Annotated in this window: 23 protein-coding genes; all 23 read left to right on the forward strand. The window is 38.1% G+C overall.

Annotated features, from left to right (window positions below):
• Positions 1 to 56 precede the first annotated feature (56 nt).
• Complete coding sequence (locus HT724_RS04925) at positions 57 to 560, forward strand: hypothetical protein (protein WP_001067003.1); 504 nt, start codon at positions 57 to 59, stop codon at positions 558 to 560.
• Between the two features lie 20 nt (positions 561 to 580).
• Positions 581 to 1,138, forward strand: coding sequence for a hypothetical protein (locus HT724_RS04930; protein WP_000386258.1), 558 nt, complete (start codon positions 581 to 583; stop codon positions 1,136 to 1,138).
• 12 nt (positions 1,139 to 1,150) lie between these two features.
• Entirely contained in the window at positions 1,151 to 2,260 is a 1,110-nt protein-coding gene (locus tag HT724_RS04935; RefSeq protein WP_173275346.1) for an SPFH domain-containing protein, read from the forward strand.
• A gap of 260 nt (positions 2,261 to 2,520) precedes the next feature.
• Positions 2,521 to 3,300 (forward strand): hypothetical protein, encoded by a 780-nt coding sequence (locus HT724_RS04940; protein ID WP_173275349.1) that lies wholly within the window; start codon positions 2,521 to 2,523, stop codon positions 3,298 to 3,300.
• A gap of 1 nt (position 3,301) precedes the next feature.
• Positions 3,302 to 3,484 carry a hypothetical protein gene (locus HT724_RS04945; RefSeq protein ID WP_173275352.1) on the forward strand — a complete coding sequence of 61 codons (183 nt, stop codon included), beginning with the start codon at positions 3,302 to 3,304 and terminating at the stop codon, positions 3,482 to 3,484.
• A gap of 265 nt (positions 3,485 to 3,749) precedes the next feature.
• Complete coding sequence (locus HT724_RS04950; protein ID WP_000368739.1) at positions 3,750 to 3,983, forward strand: DUF1858 domain-containing protein; 234 nt, start codon at positions 3,750 to 3,752, stop codon at positions 3,981 to 3,983.
• Complete coding sequence (locus HT724_RS04955; protein WP_173275355.1) at positions 3,983 to 5,317, forward strand: DUF438 domain-containing protein; 1,335 nt, start codon at positions 3,983 to 3,985, stop codon at positions 5,315 to 5,317. Before HT724_RS04950 ends, HT724_RS04955 begins: the two co-directional genes overlap by 1 nt.
• Positions 5,318 to 5,326: 9 nt before the next feature.
• Positions 5,327 to 5,581, forward strand: coding sequence for a DUF1912 family protein (locus HT724_RS04960; protein WP_173275358.1), 255 nt, complete (start codon positions 5,327 to 5,329; stop codon positions 5,579 to 5,581).
• A gap of 95 nt (positions 5,582 to 5,676) precedes the next feature.
• Positions 5,677 to 6,072, forward strand: a complete 396-nt coding sequence (locus tag HT724_RS04965; protein ID WP_173275361.1) for a helicase — start codon at positions 5,677 to 5,679, stop codon at positions 6,070 to 6,072.
• A 283-nt stretch (positions 6,073 to 6,355) separates the two neighbouring features.
• Complete coding sequence (locus tag HT724_RS04970) at positions 6,356 to 6,934, forward strand: flavin reductase family protein (RefSeq protein WP_173275364.1); 579 nt, start codon at positions 6,356 to 6,358, stop codon at positions 6,932 to 6,934.
• Positions 6,921 to 7,478, forward strand: a complete 558-nt coding sequence (locus HT724_RS04975) for a GNAT family protein (protein ID WP_173275367.1) — start codon at positions 6,921 to 6,923, stop codon at positions 7,476 to 7,478. The genes HT724_RS04970 and HT724_RS04975 overlap by 14 nt, the downstream gene beginning before the upstream one ends.
• A gap of 26 nt (positions 7,479 to 7,504) precedes the next feature.
• Complete coding sequence (locus HT724_RS04980) at positions 7,505 to 8,935, forward strand: beta-carotene 15,15'-monooxygenase (RefSeq protein ID WP_240156722.1); 1,431 nt, start codon at positions 7,505 to 7,507, stop codon at positions 8,933 to 8,935.
• Between the two features lie 297 nt (positions 8,936 to 9,232).
• Positions 9,233 to 10,474: a hypothetical protein gene (locus tag HT724_RS04985; RefSeq protein WP_173275370.1), complete on the forward strand. Its 1,242-nt coding sequence runs from the start codon at positions 9,233 to 9,235 to the stop codon at positions 10,472 to 10,474.
• 213 nt (positions 10,475 to 10,687) lie between these two features.
• Positions 10,688 to 11,422, forward strand: a complete 735-nt coding sequence (locus tag HT724_RS10230; protein ID WP_345890309.1) for a GNAT family N-acetyltransferase — start codon at positions 10,688 to 10,690, stop codon at positions 11,420 to 11,422.
• Complete coding sequence (locus tag HT724_RS05000; RefSeq protein ID WP_173275372.1) at positions 11,422 to 12,000, forward strand: AAA family ATPase; 579 nt, start codon at positions 11,422 to 11,424, stop codon at positions 11,998 to 12,000. Before HT724_RS10230 ends, HT724_RS05000 begins: the two co-directional genes overlap by 1 nt.
• Positions 11,993 to 14,644: a valine--tRNA ligase gene (locus HT724_RS05005; RefSeq protein ID WP_173275375.1), complete on the forward strand. Its 2,652-nt coding sequence runs from the start codon at positions 11,993 to 11,995 to the stop codon at positions 14,642 to 14,644. The genes HT724_RS05000 and HT724_RS05005 overlap by 8 nt, the downstream gene beginning before the upstream one ends.
• Positions 14,645 to 14,714: 70 nt before the next feature.
• A complete protein-coding gene (locus HT724_RS05010; protein WP_065427104.1) occupies positions 14,715 to 16,400 on the forward strand; it encodes an AAA family ATPase in 1,686 nt (561 codons plus the stop codon).
• Between the two features lie 17 nt (positions 16,401 to 16,417).
• A complete protein-coding gene (locus HT724_RS05015) occupies positions 16,418 to 17,293 on the forward strand; it encodes a DNA adenine methylase (protein ID WP_049550474.1) in 876 nt (291 codons plus the stop codon).
• Between the two features lie 26 nt (positions 17,294 to 17,319).
• On the forward strand, positions 17,320 to 18,540 hold the full coding sequence (locus tag HT724_RS05020; RefSeq protein ID WP_173275378.1) for a DNA cytosine methyltransferase: 1,221 nt from the start codon (positions 17,320 to 17,322) through the stop codon (positions 18,538 to 18,540).
• Positions 18,541 to 18,610: 70 nt separating this feature from the next.
• Positions 18,611 to 20,188: a hypothetical protein gene (locus tag HT724_RS05025; protein WP_173275381.1), complete on the forward strand. Its 1,578-nt coding sequence runs from the start codon at positions 18,611 to 18,613 to the stop codon at positions 20,186 to 20,188.
• Between the two features lie 201 nt (positions 20,189 to 20,389).
• On the forward strand, positions 20,390 to 20,977 hold the full coding sequence (rpoE, locus tag HT724_RS05030) for a DNA-directed RNA polymerase subunit delta (protein ID WP_173275384.1): 588 nt from the start codon (positions 20,390 to 20,392) through the stop codon (positions 20,975 to 20,977).
• 236 nt (positions 20,978 to 21,213) lie between these two features.
• On the forward strand, positions 21,214 to 22,821 hold the full coding sequence (locus tag HT724_RS05035) for a CTP synthase (protein WP_173275387.1): 1,608 nt from the start codon (positions 21,214 to 21,216) through the stop codon (positions 22,819 to 22,821).
• Positions 22,822 to 22,941: 120 nt separating this feature from the next.
• Positions 22,942 to 24,015 (forward strand): N-acetylmuramoyl-L-alanine amidase family protein, encoded by a 1,074-nt coding sequence (locus HT724_RS05040; protein ID WP_173275390.1) that lies wholly within the window; start codon positions 22,942 to 22,944, stop codon positions 24,013 to 24,015.
• The last annotated feature ends 71 nt before the right edge of the window (positions 24,016 to 24,086 follow it).

A 24,086-nucleotide genomic window follows, 5' to 3' on the forward strand; every position in this document is an offset into this window, starting at 1 on the left:
TTTTTTTTTTAGGAAATATGATATGATGATTTCATAAATAAAAGGAGATCCTATCAATGAATAATGTAAAAAAAGTTTGTCGTTTAGCTTTGCTATGTCTTTCTGTCTCTACTCTAGTTGCTTGTAGTTCTCTTTCTGAAAAAACAAGTAGCTCTTCTAGTGAGAATCAAACAGAAGCTTCATCTAGTAGTTCTGAAAAGAAGGGGTTGTTTGCCAAAGCAAAAGAAAAACTCAGTTCAAGCGATTTTAATCCACAAGATGTTAGTGATACGACAATTGAGTCTATAAAAACCTATGAAGATTACTTGATTATGAATGAGAAAATAATTGATAATTACTATACAGAAGCAGACGAAGCCTTTAAAGGAACTGTTTTAGAAGATAGCGCTGCTATCCAAGAACTAAAAGATAGCACTAAAAAAGAAATGGAAGATTTGAAAAAACAATATGGTCCATTAAAGAAAGCACCGATTCAAGGGAAAGAAGAAGTGATTAAGACTCTAAAAGATTATCGTGATAATCTACATGAACAAGTGGAGCAGTGGAAAGCTAGTCTTTAATAGGAAGAGTGGAGTTCAATATGGATTATCAATTATTGCCACATGAATATATGGTTATGAATAGTGACCATGTGAGTTTTGGGAAAAATGGTTTGTCTACAGATGAATTAATTTTAACGAATCTACACTTAATATATATCAAAAAAGGTTTGTGGGGAGGAAAAAAAGACCAAGTTACCATACCCATTAACCAGATTAAAATTTTTGAAGGGAAACCTCAAGTTTCAGTAACCAAAACCAATGGTGTGAAACGGCTGGAAATTTATTATAATGGCGGACAAGCTATCTTTGCATTTAATAATACTAAGGATACTGACAAGTGGGCTAGAAACATTATTAAATTGATTTCAGGGGATACAAGTAATTTTGAAACCTTGGGGGATAGTAGCTTGTTTGGAGCAGATGTTTTAGCAGAAACATTTAAGGATACATTTGACACTTTTAAAGCAGGGCTTGGGATTAAGGATGCAGAGCCAGAAAAGATTTCAACCAAGTGTAGCTTTTGTGGAGCACCTTTGTCAGGTCAAGTGAAGCAAACAGTAAGATGTGCCTATTGTGATATGGAGCAGAGTTTATAAGGGGGCAATTAAATGGGGTTGATAAAAGCCATCACAGATTCTATCGGTGGGACATTTGCAGATCAGTGGAAAGAAATTATCACAGTTCAAGCTTTTGATGAACATACAGCTGTAAGTCCCGGTATTGTTCAAGAAAGTAATAATGGTAGGGGTGTCAATACGAAGGGATCTGTAGGTGTTATTTCGAATGGATCCAAGATTTTTATTCCAGAAAACACTGCTGCCTTTATCTTTAGTCAATCTGGTATCGAGGAAATTATTACAGAACCAGGTGGATATGAATACCAAAATGGTGAGAGCAGTGTTTTTAACGGTGATGGATTGAAAAAGTCACTGTTTGACAATGTTGTTAATCGTGTTGGATTCGGTGGTCAAAGTGATCAGCAAAAACAGATTTGCTTTGTTAATTTGAGAGAAATTCGTGATATTAAATTTGGGACTCGCGGTCCAGTCATGTATAATGATTTGTTTTATGGGACAGATTTAGAAGTACGTGCTTTTGGAACATTTTCTATCCAAATTACAGATGCTAAGCAATTTATCAGAAATTTTCTTCCTGCCAATGTGACTTATTATACTTTCGACAGTGCTCAAGCTAGATCACAAATAGTGACAGAGTTTCTCCAATCTTTTATTGTTGCACTTAATTCTTTGTCCACAACTTATCGTATTTCACAATTGCCGTCACAAGCTTCAGTTCTTGCAACCCAAGTATCGAATGATGGACAGTATGCAGGGACTTGGAAAGAACGTTTTGGATTTGAGATTGTAAAAGTTGCCATTGCTAATATTGAGTTCTCATCAGAATCTAAGGAATTGGTTAAACAATTTTCATCAAATAAGATGAATTTAAAAGCTTATGATGATGTATCGCAGAAAGCTTCTAATATTGCAGCACAACAAAAAATTGCATCAGGAGTGGAGCAACATGGTCTAGGTGATGGTGCAGGGATGATTTTTGGTATGAATATGGCACAAGCTTTAGACGAAAAAGCAATGAAACCAAGTTTATCATTAGATGAACAAATCGAAGCCCTTACAAAACTAAAATCTCTTTTAGACGCAGGGATACTATCTCAGGAAGAATTTGATCGAAAGAAAAAAGAAATTATGGATTTATAAAATGAAACTCGAAAGTTCATAGCTAGTACCTATTCAAGGGACATTCTAGGTAAAACAATAATAGACTATCGTTCATAGATAGAATATCATGTTGTAAAGGTAGGAGTGGAATATTTTAGCTGTCTCTACAAAGACTATTAAAAATCTTTAACAAATAAGTTGCTAAGGATTTTTTGAAAATTTTTGAGGGGAATTTGAAAATACTTTAAAAGAGTATGCTATCATAGAATATAACTTACAGAAGTAAAAGGAGTTTGTATATGGCTGAACAAGAGTTGGCTATGCAAGTATTGCAACAAGTGGTGAAACTACCTGTTGTTAAGGTTGATCGTTCGAAATTTTTAGTGGATAAGTTTTCCAAAGAATTGGATCCACAGGACATTCCTACTTTATTAGAACAAGGCCCAACGTCTCTCTTATCTCAAGAAATATTAGATCGAGTGGCTAATGCCTGTATTAGGGATCATGTTTTATTAGCGAGTGGAACGTCTGTTGTTGCTGGATTACCAGGTGGACTTGCCATGGCAATTACCATACCAGCGGATGTAGCTCAATTTTATGCTTTTTCTTTAAAATTAGCTCAAGAACTAGGCTATATTTATGGATATGGGGATCTTTGGGCTTCACGCGATGAGTTGAGTGAAGATGCCCAAAATACCCTCTTGCTTTATCTAGGTGTCATGTTGGGGGTAAATGGAACCGCTGCTTTGCTACGTGCTGGTGGTATAACAATTGCCAAACAGGTAATGAAAACAGTACCTAATAAAGCGTTAACAAAGACGCTTTGGTACCCTATTTTGAAAAAAGTCTTAAAAATATTTGGTGTGAATCTGACCAAGGGAGGGCTGGCAAAAGGAATGGGAAAATTCATTCCTATCTTGGGTGGTATCATTTCAGGTGGTTTAACCTTTGCAACTATGAAACCAATGGGGGAAAGCTTGCAGAAAGAATTATCCAAGCTAGTCAACTATAGTGAAGTTCAATATCAAGAAGATGTTGAAACAATCCGAAAAGAGGCTGAAATCCTCGAAGGAGAGTAATATGGGACTCATAAAAATTCTAGCTAAAACTTATGGGAATTACTTTTTGACCGTGCAAGGTGTAAAAGTAATGAAAACGATAAAGAAAGATGACAATGTCGTTATCGGTCTGGGGAAACTTTTTATTGCCGACAAGTTAATGGATACGGCTCGGTGGCTCATCAAGCCAGAGGAGAGAGAATGAAATTTTTCTGGGGACTTCTTGCTATTCTTTTTATCAAACCGATTATTGGAATTGTGAAATTCTTTTGGATGATCATCTCTTTTGCAGTCCAATTGCTGTTTTACAAGCTATTATTTAAAATATTGGATTGGCTCTTTAAACTTATCTAGATGGTAATCCAAGTCGCAGAGAACTAGCAGGAACTCCACTGCTAGTTTTTTAATCTCTTTCCATATGGTATAATATAAGCAGTAAAATCATTTTAGAACATACAATGGAGGTCGTTATGGACAATATCATCGATGTGTCAATTCCTGTTGCAGAAGTGGTGGACAAGCATCCAGAAGTCTTGGAAATCTTAGTTGAGCTTGGATTTAAACCCCTTGCCAATCCCTTGATGCGTAATACTGTTGGTCGCAAAGTATCGCTCAAACAGGGTTCTAAGCTTGAAGGAACCCCTATGGACAAGATTGTCCGCACGTTGGAAGCCAATGGCTACGAAGTGATTGGATTAGACTAATGGCAGATGAACGGATTCATATCCTACGGGATATTTTGTTAGAATTGCACAATGGCGCCTCTCCTGAGTCGGTTCAGGAGCGCTTTGATGCGACCTTTGCGGGTGTCTCAGCCATCGAGATTTCTCTCATGGAGCACGAGCTGATGAACTCAGACTCAGGTGTTACTTTTGAAGATGTCATGGAACTCTGTGATGTTCATGCCAATCTTTTTAAAAATGCTGTTAAGGATGTCGAAGTTGCAGATACCGAGCACCCAGGTCACCCAGTTCGGGTCTTTAAGGAAGAAAATTTGGCCCTCCGTGCGGCCTTGATTCGCATTCGGAGATTGTTAGATACCTATGAGTCCATGGAAGATGAAGAAATGCTTGCGGAGATGCGTAAGGGTTTGGTGCGTCAGATGGGACTTGTAGGTCAATTTGATATCCATTACCAACGTAAAGAAGAACTCTTCTTTCCTATCATGGAGCGCTATGGTCACGATTCGCCTCCAAAAGTTATGTGGGGAGTGGATGACCAGATCAGAGAACTCTTTCAAACAGCTTTAGCGACAGCCAAGTCACTACCAGAAGTGTCGATTCACAGTGTAAAAGAAGATTTTGAAGCCTTTGCGACAGAGTTTGAAAGTATGGTTTTCAAGGAAGAGTCCATCCTTCTCATGATTCTCCTTGAGTCCTTTACTCAGGATGACTGGCTGCAGATTGCGGAGGAGAGCGATGCCTACGGTTATGCCATCATCCGTCCGTCAGAAAAATGGGTACCAGAACGCCAAAGTTTTGTTGAAGAAAAGAGTGTAGGGGAGCCTGTGCAGCCAGATACGCCAGAAGGGCAAGTTCAGCAAGTTATCGATACGCCAGAAGGCCAGTTTACCATTACCTTTACCCCTAAGGAAAAGGAAGCAGTGCTGGACCGCCATAGTCAACAGGCTTTTGGCAATGGCTATCTATCGGTCGAGCAGGCCAATCTCATCCTCAATCACCTCCCCATGGAGATTACCTTTGTCAATAAAGACGATATTTTCCAGTATTACAATGACAATACGCCGGCTGACGAGATGATTTTCAAACGGACGCCGTCCCAAGTTGGGCGCAATGTCGAACTCTGCCATCCACCTAAGTACTTGGACAAGGTCAAGGCCATCATGAAGGGGCTTCGTGAGGGAAGCAAAGACAAGTATGAAATGTGGTTCAAGTCTGAGTCACGAGGTAAGTTTGTTCACATCACCTACGCGGCAGTTCATGATGAAGAGGGAGAATTCCAAGGTGTGTTGGAGTATGTTCAGGATATTCAGCCCTACCGTGAGATTGACACGGACTATTTCCGTGGATTAGAATAAGGAGAAAAAATGAGTTACGAACAAGAATTTATGAAGGAATTTGAAGCCTGGGTCAATACCCAGATTATGATTAACGACATGGCGCACAAGGAAAGCCAAAAAGTCTACGAAGAAGATCAAGACGAACGTGCCAAAGATGCCATGATTCGCTACGAGAGTCGCCTGGATGCTTATCAGTTCTTGTTTGGTAAGTTTGAAAACTTCAAAGCAGGCAAGGGATTCCATGATTTGCCAGATGGCTTGTTTGGTGAGCGAAATTATTAAATGAGATAGATTCTTGATTTTTTACTAAAATCTTGATAGAATATTTATATTAAATCCTTGTCAGAACAGGGATTTTTTATTGAAAGGATTTTATCATGTCAAAGAAACTCAATCGTAAAAAACAATTACGAAATAGCCTCTGTCGTGCAGGTGCTTTTTCAAGTACTGTGACTAAGGTTGTAGAAGAGACAAAAAAAGTCGTAAAACGTGCTGAGCAGTCAGCAAGCCAAGCTGGTAAGGCTGTTTCTAAAAAAGTTGAACAAGCAGTCGAAGCTACCAAAGAACAAGCACAAAAGGTAGCCAATTCTGTAGAAGATTTTGCAGCAAACTTGGGTGGACTTCCACTTGACCGTGCCAAAACTTTCTATGATGAAGGAATCAAGTCTGCTTCAGATTTCAAAAACTGGACTGAAAAAGAACTCCTTGCCTTGAAAGGAATCGGCCCAGCTACCATTAAGAAATTGAAAGAAAATGGCATCAAGTTCAAGTAATCTTTCTTGTCCCTTGCAATTCCGTGAAAAACTTGCTACAATAGAGCCATTAGAGGTGTTTTGAATCTCGCATTTTACAGAAAGTGGCGGTGCTGAGAAGTCCACAAATGTGTCAAAACTAGTTGCTAATGGATGAAAAATTGAAATAAAAGTGTCTTTTTGTTTTAAAGACGAGAGTTGCGGGCAACTGCCCGAAATTGGGTGGTACCGCGGATAAGCATATTCGTCCCTGTCATGTAGATGGCAGGGCTTTTCTTTTGTATATTGGTCAAAGGAGGTTGTCATGAAGCAATCTTTTAAAACAAGTAAACTCTACTATGGCTTTCCTATTTTCATTTTGGGATATCAGGATCAGAATTTTGGACACAATATTACGACCTGTAGCTCCTCTTATAGCTTGGGAGATTGGATTGTGGTTGGAGTCGTTGCGAGAGAGAATGTCGCAGATCAAATTAAACATTATCAAAAATTTACTGTGAATATCCCTGATGAAAATCTCATGCTCGAGATGGAGCAGGCTGGTTTTATCAGTCATCAGGAGAAATTGGAACGTTTGGGAGTACATTATGAAATTTCTGAACGAACTGAGGCACCGATTTTAGAGGATTGTCCAGTCGTTTTGGATTGTCAGGTAGATAGGATTATCGAGGAAGATGGAATCTGTCATATCTTTGCCAAGATTATCGAACGACTAGCTGCTCCAGAACTTTTGGATGACAAGGGGCATTTTAAGAATGACCGTTTTGCGCCGACTTACTTTATGGGGGATGGTCACCAGCGCGTTTATCGTTATTTAGATGACCGAGTTGGTTCTATGGGAAGCTTCATTAAGAAAGCGAGGAAAAAGGATGGCAAGAACTGAACTGCCAGAACGCTTGGAAACAGAACGTCTCGTTTTACGAGTCCGCACAGTAGCGGATGCTGAGGATATCTTTGACTATGCTAGTCGTCCGGAAGTCTCTTACCCAGCAGGCTTTCTACCCGTCAAGACCTTGGAAGATGAGGTTTACTATCTAGAGCATATCCTTCCCGAACGCAATCAAAAGGAAAATCTCCCAGCTGGCTACGGGATTGTCGTCAAAGGAACCGATAAAGTCATTGGTTCTGTTGACTTCAACCACCGCCATGAGGACGATGTGCTAGAGCTTGGCTATACCCTGCACCCAGACTATTGGGGTCGAGGTTATGTACCAGAAGCAGCGCAAGCATTGATTGACCTAGGATTTAAAGAATTGGGTCTTCACAAGATTGAGCTGACTTGTTTTGGCTATAACGTCCAAAGTCAACGTGTCGCAGAAAAACTTGGTTTTACCCTCGAAGCTCGTATCCGAGACCGTAAAGATGTTCAAGGCAATCGTTGTGATGATTTGAGATATGGCTTGCTGAGGAGTGAGTGGGGGACATAAAACAACCATTAGATGAGAGAGAATAAATGAAGTTGATTTGTTATTTTAAATCTAATAATAGATTATGGGGTATTTTTCCCAAAATTCGGGGAATACTTTTGAGGACATTTGCCTATTTACCTTTGATATCAATTGCCTCCGCTTTAGGTTTATCACTATCCCTCTTTTTATTAAGTTTGATTTTCAGCAAGAGCACTGCATTGTCTATTCTAGAAATAATTATTTTTTTATTCTCGTTAAGTTTTTCATTTAAATTACTAGCTAAAAAATTTTTATATAAAGAATATGTTGTTTCTTATTGGATTATTTCTCTTTTGTCCTTAATTCTTTTTTTTATTAATGATTTTAGATTTTTAATATTTTTCCAATTTACATCGCTACTGATATATGTTTTTAACTATACAAGTCAGTTTCATAAGTTAAAAGATTTTCTTTCTAAAAGTATGGAGTCCTTGGCTTTTATAAATACTTTTGATGGAATATTTTGTGGAATGTTGATATACTTTCTCTATAATAAAAATCTAGTTGAATCAACCTTAATAAAATTATATAAATATTTTTCAAATAATTATAGTATACATGAAAATCAATTGGATTACTGGTTTAGCATTGTAATAGTTTTAATAATACCATTTGTATTATCTGTTATAAAAACTGTAGGATCAATCAAGATATTTCAAAAAGTTAATAAAATAGATATCGTAAAGGGAAAGACACTGTGGAATGTATATGCCACGATGCTTATTATTTCGTTTTTATGGTATTATATCTATATTTATTACTTTATTTCTAATGTTATTGATTTTCATTCTGATTTAATAACTGACATTCTTATGTTCAGTTCACTTATTGCACTTTATTTAATATGCTGGTGGATGATTTATAATCTAATTAGACATGGTGCAAAAGATACCAAAGAAGTAATAGCATCATGGTTAATTGGTTCAATCTGTATATTACTGTTAGCAGTATTTAATCAAGTTGAAAATGAATTAATAAATGCTTTAACATGGTTTTTGCCAATTTTAATTCCTAGTCTAATTGGAGAAATAAATTCTCAATTCGATACAAAAAAACATAAGAAAAAACCAATAAGAACTGAGAAAATGGATAGACACCTATATCGAACTCAACTATATGGTTTTCTTACTCTATTAATGTTGAGTATTATTCCAAAGTTAACCGAAATTATTTGGGGTTTAAAGATTAAGAAGAAATTGGTCGAATTTATAACTCCCGAAGCTGATTGGATGTCTGAATTATTTGCCTCAACTATAATTATTTTCGTTTGTTTCATATTATCATTAGTTATTGGGAAGATTATAATTTGGTTATTACAATATTTCTATTTAAACACCTGTAATGGATATTATGTGTATCGTGACAATATGCACAGTATATTAATAAATCGTAGATATAAAAGAAATATTCATAAAAGGAGAAAAAATAATGTCTAAATAACTTTCACCTAAATACACTCCATCCTATGTTTAGGTTGGTCGTTAACAAAACAACTTCATGAAGACGTTCTCAAGACTCAAGGAGTTCAAAAGTCTCAATCTTTTTCGTTCGTGATTCCGACCACCAAATGTAACTGGAAAAACTCTACCTTGGTCAGGCTTGGGGTACAACCTTCAAAGTAAACAAGCTACAGAGAAACTGGAATTCTCCAATAAAGCCTGTATCTGAGACTGTAAGGATTTCTAAGTCAGTTGAGTCGAATCTATTGAAGGATGAATTAGAGGAGAAAATAGATGGCTAAAAAGAAAAATAGAAAAAAAGAATTAAAACGCCAGCAAAAGTTGGATATCAAAGTTATTTCTGAAGAAGAGGCTACCTGGACAGAAATTATGGCCAAAAATCCAACTTTTGTAGAACGTCGGACCATTCAAAATTTCGATGAACTACATACAGCAGTGATGCAATATGCTGATGAACACGGAGAGTATCCAGATGTTCAGCTAATCAATTACCAACTGAAAAATAGGACTTTTGATTGGAATCAGGATCATGCTTTATTTAGAGAAGCTATGCATACTCCGAATACACAGAAGCGAAATAAATTGTTAAAGCAAGTTTTAAAAATAAATCCAGATTATTTTGCGGCTGATTTTCATTTATTATTATCAGAAGTTGAAGATTTTGATTTGTCGACTTTTAAAAAAGTATTGGATTTTGAAATTCTAGTTTTAGAAAAATGGAAAGTGAATGGATACAATAGTTGGAATTATTTTGAAGCACGCCCTATCCTGTCTGCTCTGATGTTTCTGATTGAGTATTATATGATGGAGAACTTCAATTCTAAGGCTATAGAATTGATTGACCTATATTTGAGTAAGCGACCTGAACGTTTTCCTCCTAATTTTGTCTTCTGTATGCTTTCCTTGTATCATATTACTGGTCAGGAACTAAAGGTTGAACGTTTCTATCGTGAAGAATTAAATAAAGGGAAACGGGATGATACCATTCTTATTCATGCCATCATCTCTGCTTTTTCTCAAGGAAAAATTGAGGAAGCAAGTCAGCTATTTGCAAAATTAGTGGAAATCAATGATGAAGCTGTTGAATTCTTTATAGAGGAAGATTGGCAATTCAAGGTTATAGATATAGAAGACCAAGAATGCTATTGTCCAAATTCAGTTGAATCGTTACAAGCTAGTTTGTATCCTCTGTTTGATTATTTACTAGAAAATATTATTTTAACGAAATTTTTAACAAACGAGGCCGAAAAGTTCCGCCGTAAACCAGTATTTTCGGCTCATTCCAGTATGATAAGAAGTTTATCCGAGGTATCCGATTGGCACTCCTTTATGAATGAGGAAAAAATGAAGGGAATTCGGATGGATCTTGTTCACATCTTTGTTGAAAATGGGATTCGTACATCTTCAGATTTCAAAAAATGGACTGAAAAAGAAGTTGTCGCTTTGAAGGGAATTGGTCCCGTAACCGTTAAGAAGTTGAAGGAAAACGGCATAAAGTTTAAAAACGAGAAGTAATTGTTTACTGAAGGGGGGAGGTGAATTGTCTTGAATGAAATTTCTAATTTCATCCTGTATACCACACCCAATGGCCATGTTCAGCTAAATATCCTTTTACAAGATGAAAATCTTTGGTTGACTCAAAAAGGTCTTGCAGAGCTCTTTGGAGTTGAACGAAGTGTCATTACAAAGCACTTGAAAAACATTTATGATAGTGGTGAGTTAGATAAGGTGTCAACTTGTGCAAAATTTGCACAGGTTCAACAAGAGGGAAATAGAGCTGTCCGGCATGAACTTGAATATTACAATCTGGATGCTATCATTTCAGTTGGTTATCGAGTAAATTCCAGTAAGGCTACTCAATTTAGAATTTGGGCAACTAAGACTTTGAAAGAATTTATCATCAAAGGTTTTGTTTTGGATGATGAACGGTTGGAAACCGAACGACTCGTCCTACGAGTTCGTACAGTGGCAGATGCTGAGGATATCCATGCATACGCCAGTCTCCCAGAAGTCTCTTATCCAGCAGGTTTTCCACCCGTCAAGACCTTGGAAGATGAGATTTATTATCTGGGGCATATCCTTCCCGAACGCAATAAAAAGGAAAATCTCCCAGCTGGCTATGGGATTGTCGTCAAGGGAACCGATAAAGTCATTGGTTCTGTTGACTTCAACCATCGCCATGCGGATGATGTGCTAGAACTTGGCTATACCTTGCATACAGACTATTGGGGTCGAGGCTATGTACCAGAAGCAGCGCATGCCTTGATTGACTTAGCCTTTAAAGATTTGGGTCTTCACAAGATTGAACTAACTTGTTTTGGATACAATGTCCAAAGTCAACGAGTCGCAGAAAAACTTGGATTTACCCTCGAAGCTCGCATAAGAGATCGTAAAGATGCCCAAGGCAAGCGCTGTGATGATTTGAGATATGGCTTGCTGAGGAGTGAGTGGGAGGTAATTTGATGCATCTTTTCATCATTGGTGCTCCGGCCTCAGGAAAAATGACGATTGGTCAAGAACTATCTCGACTGACGGATTCTACCCTCTTTTATAACCATCAAGCCATCGATTTTGCACTAGAAATCTATCAGAATTATACAGAGGAGATGTGGGAATTTGTTCGTGGAATTACCTTTTCTTTCCTTGGAGCAAGTGCAAGAAATCAGCGATCAGTAATTTTAACAGACGTAATTGATTTTTCAAATCAGTACCAGCTGATGTATTTAAAACAAATTCAGGATTTATTGGATAACTTTCATCAAGAGATTCTGTTTGTTGAGTTGGAAACAAGTCTTGAGGAGCGTTTACGTCGAAATCAAACGGAGAACCGGTTGAAGCACAAGCCCTTGAAACGACATATTGAGATATCTGAAAGAGAAATTTTAGAGACCGCTGAAACCCTTCAATTAAATTCCCAACATCAACCGAATGAGTTGCACCACTACCTTAAAATAAATAATACGAATTTGTCTGCAGAAGAAGCTGCTAAGCAGATTCAAAATAAAATGAATACAATAGAGAAAGGACACACACATGTCTAAAGAACTTTCACCTAAATACAATCCAGCCGAGGTTGAGACTGGTCGTTACCAAAAATGGCTTGACGCTGATGTTTTCAAGCCTTCAGGCAATCAAAAGGCTAAGCCTTATTCAATCGTCATTCCACCACCAAACGTAACTGGTAAACTTCACCTTGGTCACGCTTGGGATACTACTTTGCAAGATATCATCATCCGTCAAAAACGCATGCAAGGATTTGATACGCTTTGGCTTCCAGGTATGGACCACGCGGGGATTGCGACTCAGGCTAAGGTCGAGGAGCGCTTGCGTGGTGAGGGCATTTCCCGTTATGACCTCGGCCGTGAGAAATTCCTAGAGAAAGTCTGGGAATGGAAAGACGAATATGCGACGACCATCAAGGAACAATGGGGCAAGATGGGTCTCTCTGTAGACTACTCTCGCGAGCGTTTCACTCTTGATGAAGGTTTGTCGAAAGCTGTTCGCAAGGTCTTTGTGGACCTTTACAAGAAAGGCAGGATCTACCGTGGTGAGTTTATCATCAACTGGGACCCAGCAGCTCGCACAGCTCTTTCTGATATTGAAGTTATCCACAAGGATGTCGAAGGTGCCTTCTACCATATGAACTACATGCTGGAAGATGGCTCACGCGCCCTTGAAGTTGCCACAACTCGTCCTGAGACTATGTTTGGGGACGTTGCGGTTGCGGTCAATCCAGAAGATTCACGCTACAAGGACTTGATCGGTAAAAATGTTATCCTTCCAATCGCTAACAAACTGATTCCAATCGTTGGTGATGAACACGCCGATCCTGAGTTTGGTACTGGTGTCGTGAAAATCACACCTGCTCATGATCCAAACGACTTCTTGGTTGGTCAACGCCACAACTTGCCACAAGTTAACGTCATGAACGATGACGGAACCATGAACGACTTGGCCTTCGAATTTGCAGGTATGGACCGTTTTGAAGCTCGTAAGGCAGTCGTTACTAAGTTGGAAGAAATCGGCGCCCTCGTTAAAATTGAAAAACGTGTCCACAGTGTTGGACACTCAGAGCGTACAGGTGTAGTGGTTGAGCCACGCTTGTCTACTCAATGGTTCGTCAAGATGGACCAATTGGCGAAAAATGCTATTGCCAACCAAGACACAGAGGACAAGGTAGAGTTCTACCCACCTCGTTTCAACGATACCTTCCTCCAATGGATGGAAAATGTCCACGACTGGGTAATCTCTCGTCAGCTTTGGTGGGGTCACCAAATCCCTGCTTGGTACAATGCTGAGGGTGAAATATATGTCGGCGAAGAAGCTCCAGAAGGTGACGGGTGGACTCAGGACGAAGACGTCTTGGATACTTGGTTCAGTTCGGCCCTTTGGCCATTCTCAACCATGGGCTGGCCTGATGTCGACTCAGAAGATTTCAAACGATACTTCCCAACTTCAACCTTGGTAACAGGTTACGACATCATCTTCTTCTGGGTGTCTCGTATGATCTTCCAATCCTTGGAATTCACTGGTCGTCAGCCATTCCAAAACGTGCTTATCCACGGTCTTATTCGTGACGAGCAAGGACGCAAGATGTCTAAATCTCTCGGAAACGGGATTGACCCGATGGATGTCATCGAGAAATACGGTGCCGATGCCCTTCGTTGGTTCCTTTCAAACGGTTCTGCGCCAGGCCAAGACGTGCGCTTCTCTTACGAGAAAATGGATGCTTCATGGAACTTCATTAACAAAATCTGGAACATCTCTCGCTACATCCTCATGAACAATGAAGGTTTGACCCTTGAGCAAGCAACTGCCAATGTCGAAAAAGTGATCAACAAGGAAGCTGGAAATGTCACAGATCGCTGGATTCTCCACAACCTCAATGAAACGATCGGAAAAGCTACTGCCAACTTTGACAAGTTTGAGTTTGGTGTAGCTGGACACATCCTCTACAACTTCATCTGGGATGAATTTGCGGACTGGTACGTTGAGTTGACCAAGGAAGTCCTTTATAGCGACAACGAAGAAGAGAAAGTCATCACACGTTCTGTTCTCCTTTATACTTTGGACAAGATCCTTCGTCTCCTCCACCCAATCATGCCATTTGTGACAGAGGAAATCTTTGGACAAATCACAGAAGGCTCTATCGTTACAGCAGAATACCCAACTGTCAACCCAGCCTTTGAAGACCTTGTTGCCCACACTGGTGTCGAAAGTCTCAAAGACTTGATTCGTGCCGTTCGTAATGCGCGTGCGGAAGTAAACGTTGCTCCAAGCAAGCCTATCACCATCCTTGTTAAGACAAGCGATAGCGACTTAGAAGCCTTCTTTAACAGCAATGTCAACTACATCAAACGCTTCACAAATCCAGAACACTTGGAGATCGCGTCAAATATTCCTGCACCTGAACTCGCAATGTCAAGCGTCATCACTGGAGCAGAAATCTACCTGCCACTGGTAGACCTCCTTAATGTCGAAGAAGAATTGGCTCGTCTCGACAAGGAACTCGCTAAATGGCAAAAAGAACTGGATATGGTTGGTAAGAAACTCTCTAACGAACGCTTCGTAGCCAACGCAAAACCAGAAGTCGTCCAAAAAGAACGCGACAAACAAGCCGACTACCAAGCGAAATACGACGCGACCGTAGCACGTATTGATGAGATGAAGAAACTCGTTAAATAAACACAGAAACACGGTGGTAAACCGTGTTTTTTGGTATAATAGAGAGTAACTAAAAGAAGGAGTTTATATAATGGATAGTTATTCTTCCAAAAAAGAGTTGGGAATTAAAGATAATAAAGCAATAAAAATCAAATCAATTGATGGAATATTTATAAAGAATTTTCGTAAGATTCAGAATCAAGAATTAAAAATGGGGAAACAAATTACAATTGTTTCTGGACGAAATGGAAGTATGAAATCCACACTAATGGGATTGATTGTTCACCCATTTCAAACTAATGAAAAAAATGTTTTTGATCAGAAAATGAGCACTGAATTTAGCGAGGTATTTAAACTTTCATTAGAAAAAGATGATAAAAATTATCTATACAATATAAAAATGAAAATTAAAGAGGACGATGATGTTCACAAATTAGAAGAACCTGTAAAAATGTACAAACGTTCTGATCGTTTTAGATTGGTTCCTAGTGGGAGTGGGTCAGGTGATGGATTTTTTACATTACCTACAGTATATATTAACTTAAAAAGGCTATTTCCTTTAGTTGAATTTTCAGAAAAAGATGTTAATAGTAAAATAGTTTCGTACAATGAAAATGAAAAGAAGAAAATATCGCAATTTTATGAAAGTATTTTCGGAAAAACTTCTTTCAAAAATTTTGATACATATGAAGCTAAGATGGGTAAAATTAATAAAAATCCAATTGGGCCAGGTGGCACCGATGCTGAGTATGATATAAATTCAATTTCATCTGGCGAAGATAATCTTAGCTCTTTTATTCAAACACTTTTATCCTTTGAAAGAGTTAAGGAAAAACAGACTGACTCTGATTTGTTAACTGGTCTTCTAGCTATTGATGAATTTGAATCCAGTTTGCATCCGATTGCTCAATTAAACCTATTTGAGTATTTGCTAGATTGGTCAAGAAAGAATAATGTTCAAATTATTTTAAATACTCATTCATTATTTTTAATTGAATCTGTTTTGAAAAAATACAAAGATATTATTAACAAAGAAATTATAGCATTAAACTTTATTACTAATAGATACTCAAGAGATTTACAGATTTATCAAAATACAGATTATAAATTTGTAAAAGAGGAATTGACACTAACTTCTGAATTGGAACATGAAAAGCTTCCCTTTAAGATAAAAATATTATGTGAAGATGAAATAGCTATCAAATATGTTAAATCTATTATAGGTACCAAAGCTTCTCAGATTTGTGAGTTCATTTCTAACTTATCTAACTCTAGCAATCCGGGTACAGGTTGGAAAAGTTTAAAGTTTCTAGCTAAAAATGGTGCATCTCTATTAAAAGAGTCTAAATCAATAATTGTTTTTGATGCTGATGTTAAAGATACCGATTTAAAAGATATTACAACATTCGAAAATTTTATTGTATTACCAAGTTTAACAGATTTAAAATTACCGTTTGAAAAGGAAATAGTTAATTATATTCTTTCACTGGATGAAAGTGATGAATTTTTTATGAAGTTTCAACCGAAATCTCAGTTTATACAACAGTTTTCTAGATATAAAATACCAATAGATCTTGCGAATATTTCTAATGAAAATGTAAAGTCTTATAAAAATTGGATAGATTCGGAAAGTGTTAGAAATATTAACAAATATAGAAATTTTATGATAAAAGATAAGAAAAATAGAGATAGGATTACTAAGTTTAAAGGGGATTTACGTTCAATAATCGATAGAGTTTTACAAGAAAATGGAGCACCACCTATTTTTACTGAATAAATTAGAGAGGTAAAAAAATGTGTAAAAAAAGTACAAATAATATTTCTCCATTGCGTTATCCTGGCGGAAAGACTAAATTATATTCCTTTGTTAAGGAACTTATTAAAGTAAATAAATGCAAAACTTACATTGAACCATATGCCGGTGGTGCCGGAGTTGCATTAAAGTTACTATTCAATAATGATGTTCAAAAAATTATGATTAATGATTTTGATAAAGCTATTTATTCTTTTTGGTATTCAGTACTAAATTACACTGACGAATTGGTTAAGAAAATTGAAGAAACTCCGATAACTATGGATGAATGGTACATTCAAAAAAATATTTATGAAAATAAATCAAATTCGAACTCTATTTTGGAATTAGGATTTGCAACATTATTTTTAAACAGAACAAATAGATCTGGAATTTTAAAAGCAGGAGTTATTGGAGGAAAATCACAAAAAGGGAATTATAAACTGGATTGTAGATTTAATAAAGTAGAATTAATCAGAAAAATTAAAAAAATTGCTAGTCTAAAATCAAGAATTAAATTATATAATCTTGATGCTGAAGTTTTTATCAGAAGAAACATAAGTAAAACGAAATATTCATTTACATTTTTTGATCCACCATATTATAAAAAAGGACCAGGATTATATACAAATTTTTATAATCATGAGGATCATTTATCACTTTCTGAAACAATAAAAAATAGTATGAAAGATAAGAATTGGATTTTAACTTATGACCTTTCAGACGAAATATTTAGAATGTATCAAGATTACTCAAATAAAATGTATTACCTTAATTATTCAGTTGCAAGACCTGGTAAAGGAATTGAATACATTTTTTACTCAAATTATCTAAAAAAAATAAATGATGAGAATTATTTAAATCTAGTAATAGGATAGTTATCTTTTAGAAAGCAGGTTACTACATGACAAATTCTGTAAGTTCGAACCGACCTGAGAAGTACAACATTGCAGCTTTCTTCTCAGGTGTTGGGGGAATTGAGTTGGGATTTGAACAGACCAACGAGTTCAGAGTGGTGTATGCCAATGAATTTGATAAGTATGCGCGTCAGACTTATCAGCTAAATCATCCAGATACCTATTTGGATGGTCGTGATATTCACGATGTTCAGCCGGAAGATATCCCAGCTGGGCGCGTAGATGTGATTATGGGAGGTTTCCCTTGTCAGGCCTTTAGTATTGCGGGTTATCGCAAGGGCTTTGATGATGATCGTGGCGATCTTTTCTTTGAGTTGCTTCGCATGATTGAGGGGCGTAAACCTCGTGCTATTTTCATCGAAAACGTCAAGAATATGGTTGGTCATGACCATGGCAATACCTTCAAGGTTATTCGTGAAGCCTTGACCGAGAACAACTACTTTATCAAGTGGAAGGTTCTCAATGGGAAAGACTACGGAAATATCCCACAAAACCGTGAGCGGATTTATATTGTCGGTTTTGATACCAAGGAAGCCTACGACTTGTTTGAATTTCCAGAGGAAATCAAGCTGATTACTACTCTTCAGGATGTGATTAACTTTGGTGATAAGCTAGATGAGGTCTACTACTACCGTGAAGGCAAGCAGAATTTCTACGACCAGTTGAAATTTGAAGTCACCAGTCAAGATACGGTTTACCAATGGCGTCGCCAGTATGTTCGTGAAAATAAGAATGGCGTTGTCCCAACCCTGACAGCCAATATGGGGACAGGTGGACATAATGTTCCATTGATTCTGACAGACAGTGGGGAGATTCGTAAGCTAACTCCGAAAGAAACTTTTAACGTTCAAGGTTATCCTAAATCCTTTAAAATCCCAGAAGAGGTTTCGAATGGTCAGTTATACAAGCAAGCTGGAAACAGTGTTGTTGTGCCCGTGATTAAACGTATCGCAGAAAATATTGCCAAGGCTTTAAATGAAAGTCAGGGGCAATCTCAACTTGAACGCTCAGGAAAAATTGCCATTATCTACACCAAGATGAATGGACAATTTGAAGGGCAGTCCTATGTTAAGGACTTTGTAGATAGCTATGATCAAGCTCTTGAAAAAATCAAGTCTTATGACGATGGTTTAGCCCTTCTGTCTGGTGAAGATTATTTAAAATTGGTTAAAAAACGAGGAAATCTCGAATTTTACAGTATTAATTGACGAATATATAAGAGGGTTAGTGAAAAACTAATCTTCTTTTGATATACTGAAAATAGAAAAGAGGGTGCTTATGTGGGAACATCTAAAGTCTGAACAAAAAGATAAATACAAAACCTTAATTACTAACTTCGCTAGCTTGAGCCAAGCTTTCTCTCAAAAGGCAGAATCTGAAGATGAGGGACAAACAGAGAATTATGTTGCTCCGATTGTCAACTCCAAATTTCAGGAGACTGTTTTTCAAAAAGCCTTTAATGCCGTTGGAGAAGATATCGCCAACACCTCCTATGATGCTTCCGTCGTTGTAGATGAAAATCACAAATACCTAGTGGGTATCAAGTCTTTTGGGATTAATTCGGGAGACCAAAAAATTGCCCAGTTCAAGAAAGATTCTCAATCTTGGACGGAATTGTTGGGTGATATCAAATTCCATGCAGATATCTCAGCAGATAAAGCAACAGCAGACAAGAAAAACTATCAACGCTATGAAGAGTTGGCACGAAAGATTGCGACCTTAAGAAATCAGAGAATCGAATCTTCTAAGGCACAAATTAAGGGTTTTAACTCAGATTCGGTCAATGTTGAAGCTGTTTATCACGTTCTGATGCCGACACCAAAGGGAGAAAATCCTAGGATTTTTGTTGGCGAGACGACTTATTTACCAGTTGATATTGATAATCTAGTCATTGAAGGATCAACTACTAAAAATAATCCAACTAATTTTCGATTTACGGATGGGCAACACCACTACAAGTACACGGCAGCTGACAGTCAGCTCCACATGACTTTTAATAATAAAGACATTGTGGTAGATACTTGGGATGTCCATTATATCGAAGATCCTTTTTCTCTCTTTGAAAATCTTCATTTACTGACCGCTGAAAAGAGACAATCCGATATCTTAGAAACGGTGTCTTGGGTTATCACAGACAAACATGGAAATGTAGAAGAAAATTCTGGTTTTAATGCCTTTAATGGTGGTTCAAAATTAGCTAAGAAAGATCGTATGCCACGGATTTTAAAGATTCGGGAAAAATTCAAAAACAGTCTCGCTCCAGAAGAACTAGCTTTTGTGACTTTTTCTTTAGAAGAAATCCTCTTGAAAAAGTGGACTAGCAAGGAAGAAAAAATTCAGATGAAGGCGATTCGTGAGGACTTGATTCACTTTGTCCACAATACTGGCAATAAAAAACTCATCAAAGAGATTGAACAGCTGGTTTATCGTCCAGTTAGTGAAGTTTACATTCCTCTGCCAGACTCTAAGAACTTTCATGACGAAAGGCCAGACTTCTTTGGTCCTGGATTTGGGGCTTTTGAGCCTGGAACTAAAAAATTAGCTTTATCTAAAGAAGAAAGAACTTTTAAACTACGCTTTTTATCTTCTGGTGATGTTATTAACGCCTATATAAATCAAGAAGCTGGAAAGGCAATTCAGTCAACTGATAAGCAAGAAATCCTTGGAAATTGGATCTTGCGTGGTGTTTTCCAGTTGAAAGAACGAGAGGTCTTGACAGGTCAACGACTCAATGAATTGGAAATCAACGGTATTCGTTTGACTAAGTTTAAAAATGGGGAAATCGGTATTGAATTTATCTGGATTGATACTGAAAATCCACCAAGCGATGCCATCGGCTGGGTAGTAAAGAAATAAAAATCCGTTTTAGACTAATTTCCACTTTGGCCATCCAAATGGAAGTTACTTTGAGAAGTTACCCCCAGTTCAAATCAACTCACTTTCTCCCCCTTAACCTTTGACTATTCTGCAAAATTATCGTAAAATAAAGAGTAAATGATAAAATGAGGTCAGAGTCTGTTCGCTCTGGCGATAGTAGTATAAATGAGGAGAAACGCTTTGGAATTAGAAGTATTTGCTGGGCAAGAAAAAAGTGAACTATCTATGATTGAGGTAGCGCGTGCTATCTTGGAACTTCGTGGTCGCGATCATGAGATGCATTTTAGCGATCTTGTAAACGAAATTCAAAACTACCTTGGAACATCAAACAGCGATATCCGTGAAGCTTTGCCTTTGTTCTACACAGAGTTGAACTTTGACGGTAGCTTTATCTCTCTTGGAGACAACAAATGGGGTCTTCGTTCATGGTATGGTGTGGACGAAATCGACGAAGAAATCATCGCTCTTGAAGAAAATGATGACGATGAAGTAGCACCAAAAGCTAAGAAAAAACGCGTCAATGCCTTCATGGATGGCGATTCAGATGCCATTGACTACAATGCAGATGATCCAGAAGACGAAGATGCATACGAAGCAGATCCAGCTCTTTCATACGATGATGAAAATCCAGATGATGAGAAAAATGAAGTGGAAGCTTACGATGCAGAAATCAACGAAATTGCTCCTGATGACTTGGGTGAAGACGTGGATCTCAACGAAGACGACGACGAGTTTTCAGATGAGGATGCTGAAAACATCGAGGAATAAAAGTTAGCTATTGACAATTATCCTATTTTTAGGTATCATATTGTTCGGGCACCTCTTTTAGAGGTCGGGGCTCCCTAGTTCTTAGGGAGCTATTTTTGTTTTTTCAAGAAGTTATCTTCTTGTATTTTAGTTGTGAATCTGGTGCAGTCGTCCCAGATTATTCTTATTAGTAGGGTCTTGTTTTCTATGTCCCCTCGTAGTTAACAAGGTCTTGAGCATTTTAGAAAGAGGAATCTATGTCTACGAAATATATTTTTGTAACTGGTGGTGTGGTATCGTCTATTGGGAAAGGGATTGTGGCAGCGAGTCTGGGCCGTCTCTTGAAAAATCGTGGTCTCAAAGTAACCATTCAAAAGTTTGACCCTTATATCAATATCGATCCGGGAACTATGAGCCCTTACCAGCACGGGGAAGTTTTTGTGACAGATGACGGAGCTGAGACAGATTTGGACTTGGGTCACTATGAACGTTTCATCGATATTAATCTCAATAAATATTCCAACGTGACAACTGGTAAAATTTACAGTGAAGTTCTTCGTAAGGAACGTCGTGGAGAATACCTTGGGGCAACTGTTCAGGTTATTCCTCATATCACAGATGCTTTGAAAGAAAAAATCAAGCGTGCCGCTTTAACGACTGACTCTGATGTCATTATCACAGAGGTCGGTGGAACCGTTGGGGATATCGAGTCCTTGCCATTCCTAGAGGCCCTTCGTCAGATGAAGGCAGATGTGGGTGCGGATAATGTTATGTACATCCATACAACCCTGCTTCCTTACCTTAAGGCCGCTGGTGAAATGAAAACCAAACCAACTCAACACTCTGTAAAAGAATTGCGTGGACTGGGAATCCAGCCAAATATGTTGGTTATTCGTACAGAAGAGCCAGCTGGTCAAGGAATTAAAAACAAACTAGCACAGTTCTGTGATGTGGCACCAGAAGCCGTTATCGAATCGTTGGATGTTGAACACCTTTACCAAATTCCATTGAACTTGCAGGCACAAGGCATGGACCAAATTGTCTGTGACCATTTGAAATTAGACGCACCAGTAGCAGATATGAGAGAATGGTCAGCTATGGTGGACAAGGTCATGAACCTCAAGAAACAAGTCAAGATTTCCCTTGTCGGTAAGTATGTTGAGTTGCAAGATGCTTACATTTCTGTGGTTGAAGCCTTGAAACACTCTGGTTATGCCAACGACGCAGAAGTTAAAATCAATTGGATCAATGCCAATGATGTGACAGCAGAGAATGTAGCAGAGTTCTTGTCGGATGCGGACGGAATCATCGTACCAGGTGGTTTTGGTCAACGTGGTACGGAAGGGAAAATCCAAGCCATTCGCTATGCGCGTGAAAATGATGTTCCAATGTTAGGTGTCTGCTTGGGAATGCAGTTAACTTGTATCGAGTTTGCTCGTCACGTTTTGGGACTTGAAGGTGCTAATTCTGCAGAGCTTGCACCAGAAACAAAGTACCCTATCATTGATATCATGCGTGATCAGATTGATGTTGAGGATATGGGTGGAACCCTTCGTTTGGGGCTTTATCCATCTAAGTTGAAACGTGGCTCTAAGGCAGCAGCTGCTTATCACAATCAAGAAGTGGTGCAACGCCGTCACCGTCACCGCTATGAGTTTAACAACGCCTTCCGTGAGCAGTTTGAGGCAGCAGGCTTTGTCTTCTCAGGAGTTTCTCCAGACAATCGTTTGGTAGAAATCGTGGAAATTCCAGAAAATAAATTCTTTGTAGCTTGTCAGTATCACCCTGAACTGTCAAGTCGTCCAAACCGCCCAGAAGAACTATACACTGCCTTTGTCACTGCAGCAGTTGAGAACAGCAATTAGCTAGATTATAACCTTTGAGAACAATCTCAGAGGTTTTTTTGCTTGCATATTTAGGATATGAGTTGCAAAATAAAAACATAGTGATATAATTAACATAAAAAATCCTAAGGAGGAACTACAATGAAAAAAATCACATTATTTGGTTTGTCTCTAGCTGGTCTAGCTTTACTGGCTTTTCCACATTCAGGGCAGGCATTTGAGCTTAAAGAAGAATGGGTTGTTAAGTGTGGAGTGCAGTATCAAGATGGCAAGATTCTTCGATTTAACAATGGCCATGAAGTGGATATTAAAGTCTTGGATTTGCCAAAAACCGAGAAAATCGAGTGGACGGTTAGTCTCGATGGTCAAGATCAGACAGTCAATTTTCTAGGTCAAGAAAAGGACAAGTCTATGATTGGCGTAGAGGGGCGTTACCTGAATTTCTACGTACCTTATGGCTATAGAGGAGATATCAAGGTAGAAGCTAAGAGCGGAAACGAAGTAAAGACCTGGTCAACGAAAGTTGTGGATGATATTCATAATGATAGTGGAAAGAGAGGTTACTATCGTATTGAAGAATCAAATGATCAATACACCTACCTTGATACAAAATGGAACTATCAAACCAAGACTTACACTGCTACCTTACCAGAGACTGTCAATGGTCAAAAAGTATATGCTTGGGCAGACTATGACAATGGCGAGTTGAAGCTTGAAAAACTAAAATCTATCAGTCGTAAATATGATGGAGGATCTTTCAAAGAACTTTATCCGATTGTAAAAGCAGAAAGTTGGCTAAAATCAAATCAAAACTGGTACTATCAAAAACAAGGTCAATTAGTGCAGAAGGATTGGATTAAGGACAATGGAAACTGGTACTTTATGAATGATAAAGGAGTCATGTTCAATCAAACTTGGCTTTATCAAGGTGGTAACTGGTATGCCTTTAAATCATCAGGAGCTATGATTGCTGGTGACTGGATTTACGACCAAGGCAAGTGGTACTATTTATCAACTTCAGGAGCTATGAAAGCAAGCGCTTGGGTTTATGACAAGGGAGAATGGTATTATGTAAGTTCTTCTGGTGCCATGCTAGCGAATGATTGGGTCAAAGATAATGGCAAGTGGTATTATCTAGCTTCATCAGGTAAGATGCTTCGCAATACCTACACACCTGATGGTTACTACGTTGGTAACTCAGGTGCCTGGCAATAAGAATCATACCCTTCGAAAATCTCTTCAAACCACGTCAGTGTCGCCTTACCTACAACCTCAAAACCGTGTTT

It is taken from the genome of Streptococcus sp. k-402, from assembly GCF_013277515.1.
Lineage (GTDB): Bacteria > Bacillota > Bacilli > Lactobacillales > Streptococcaceae > Streptococcus.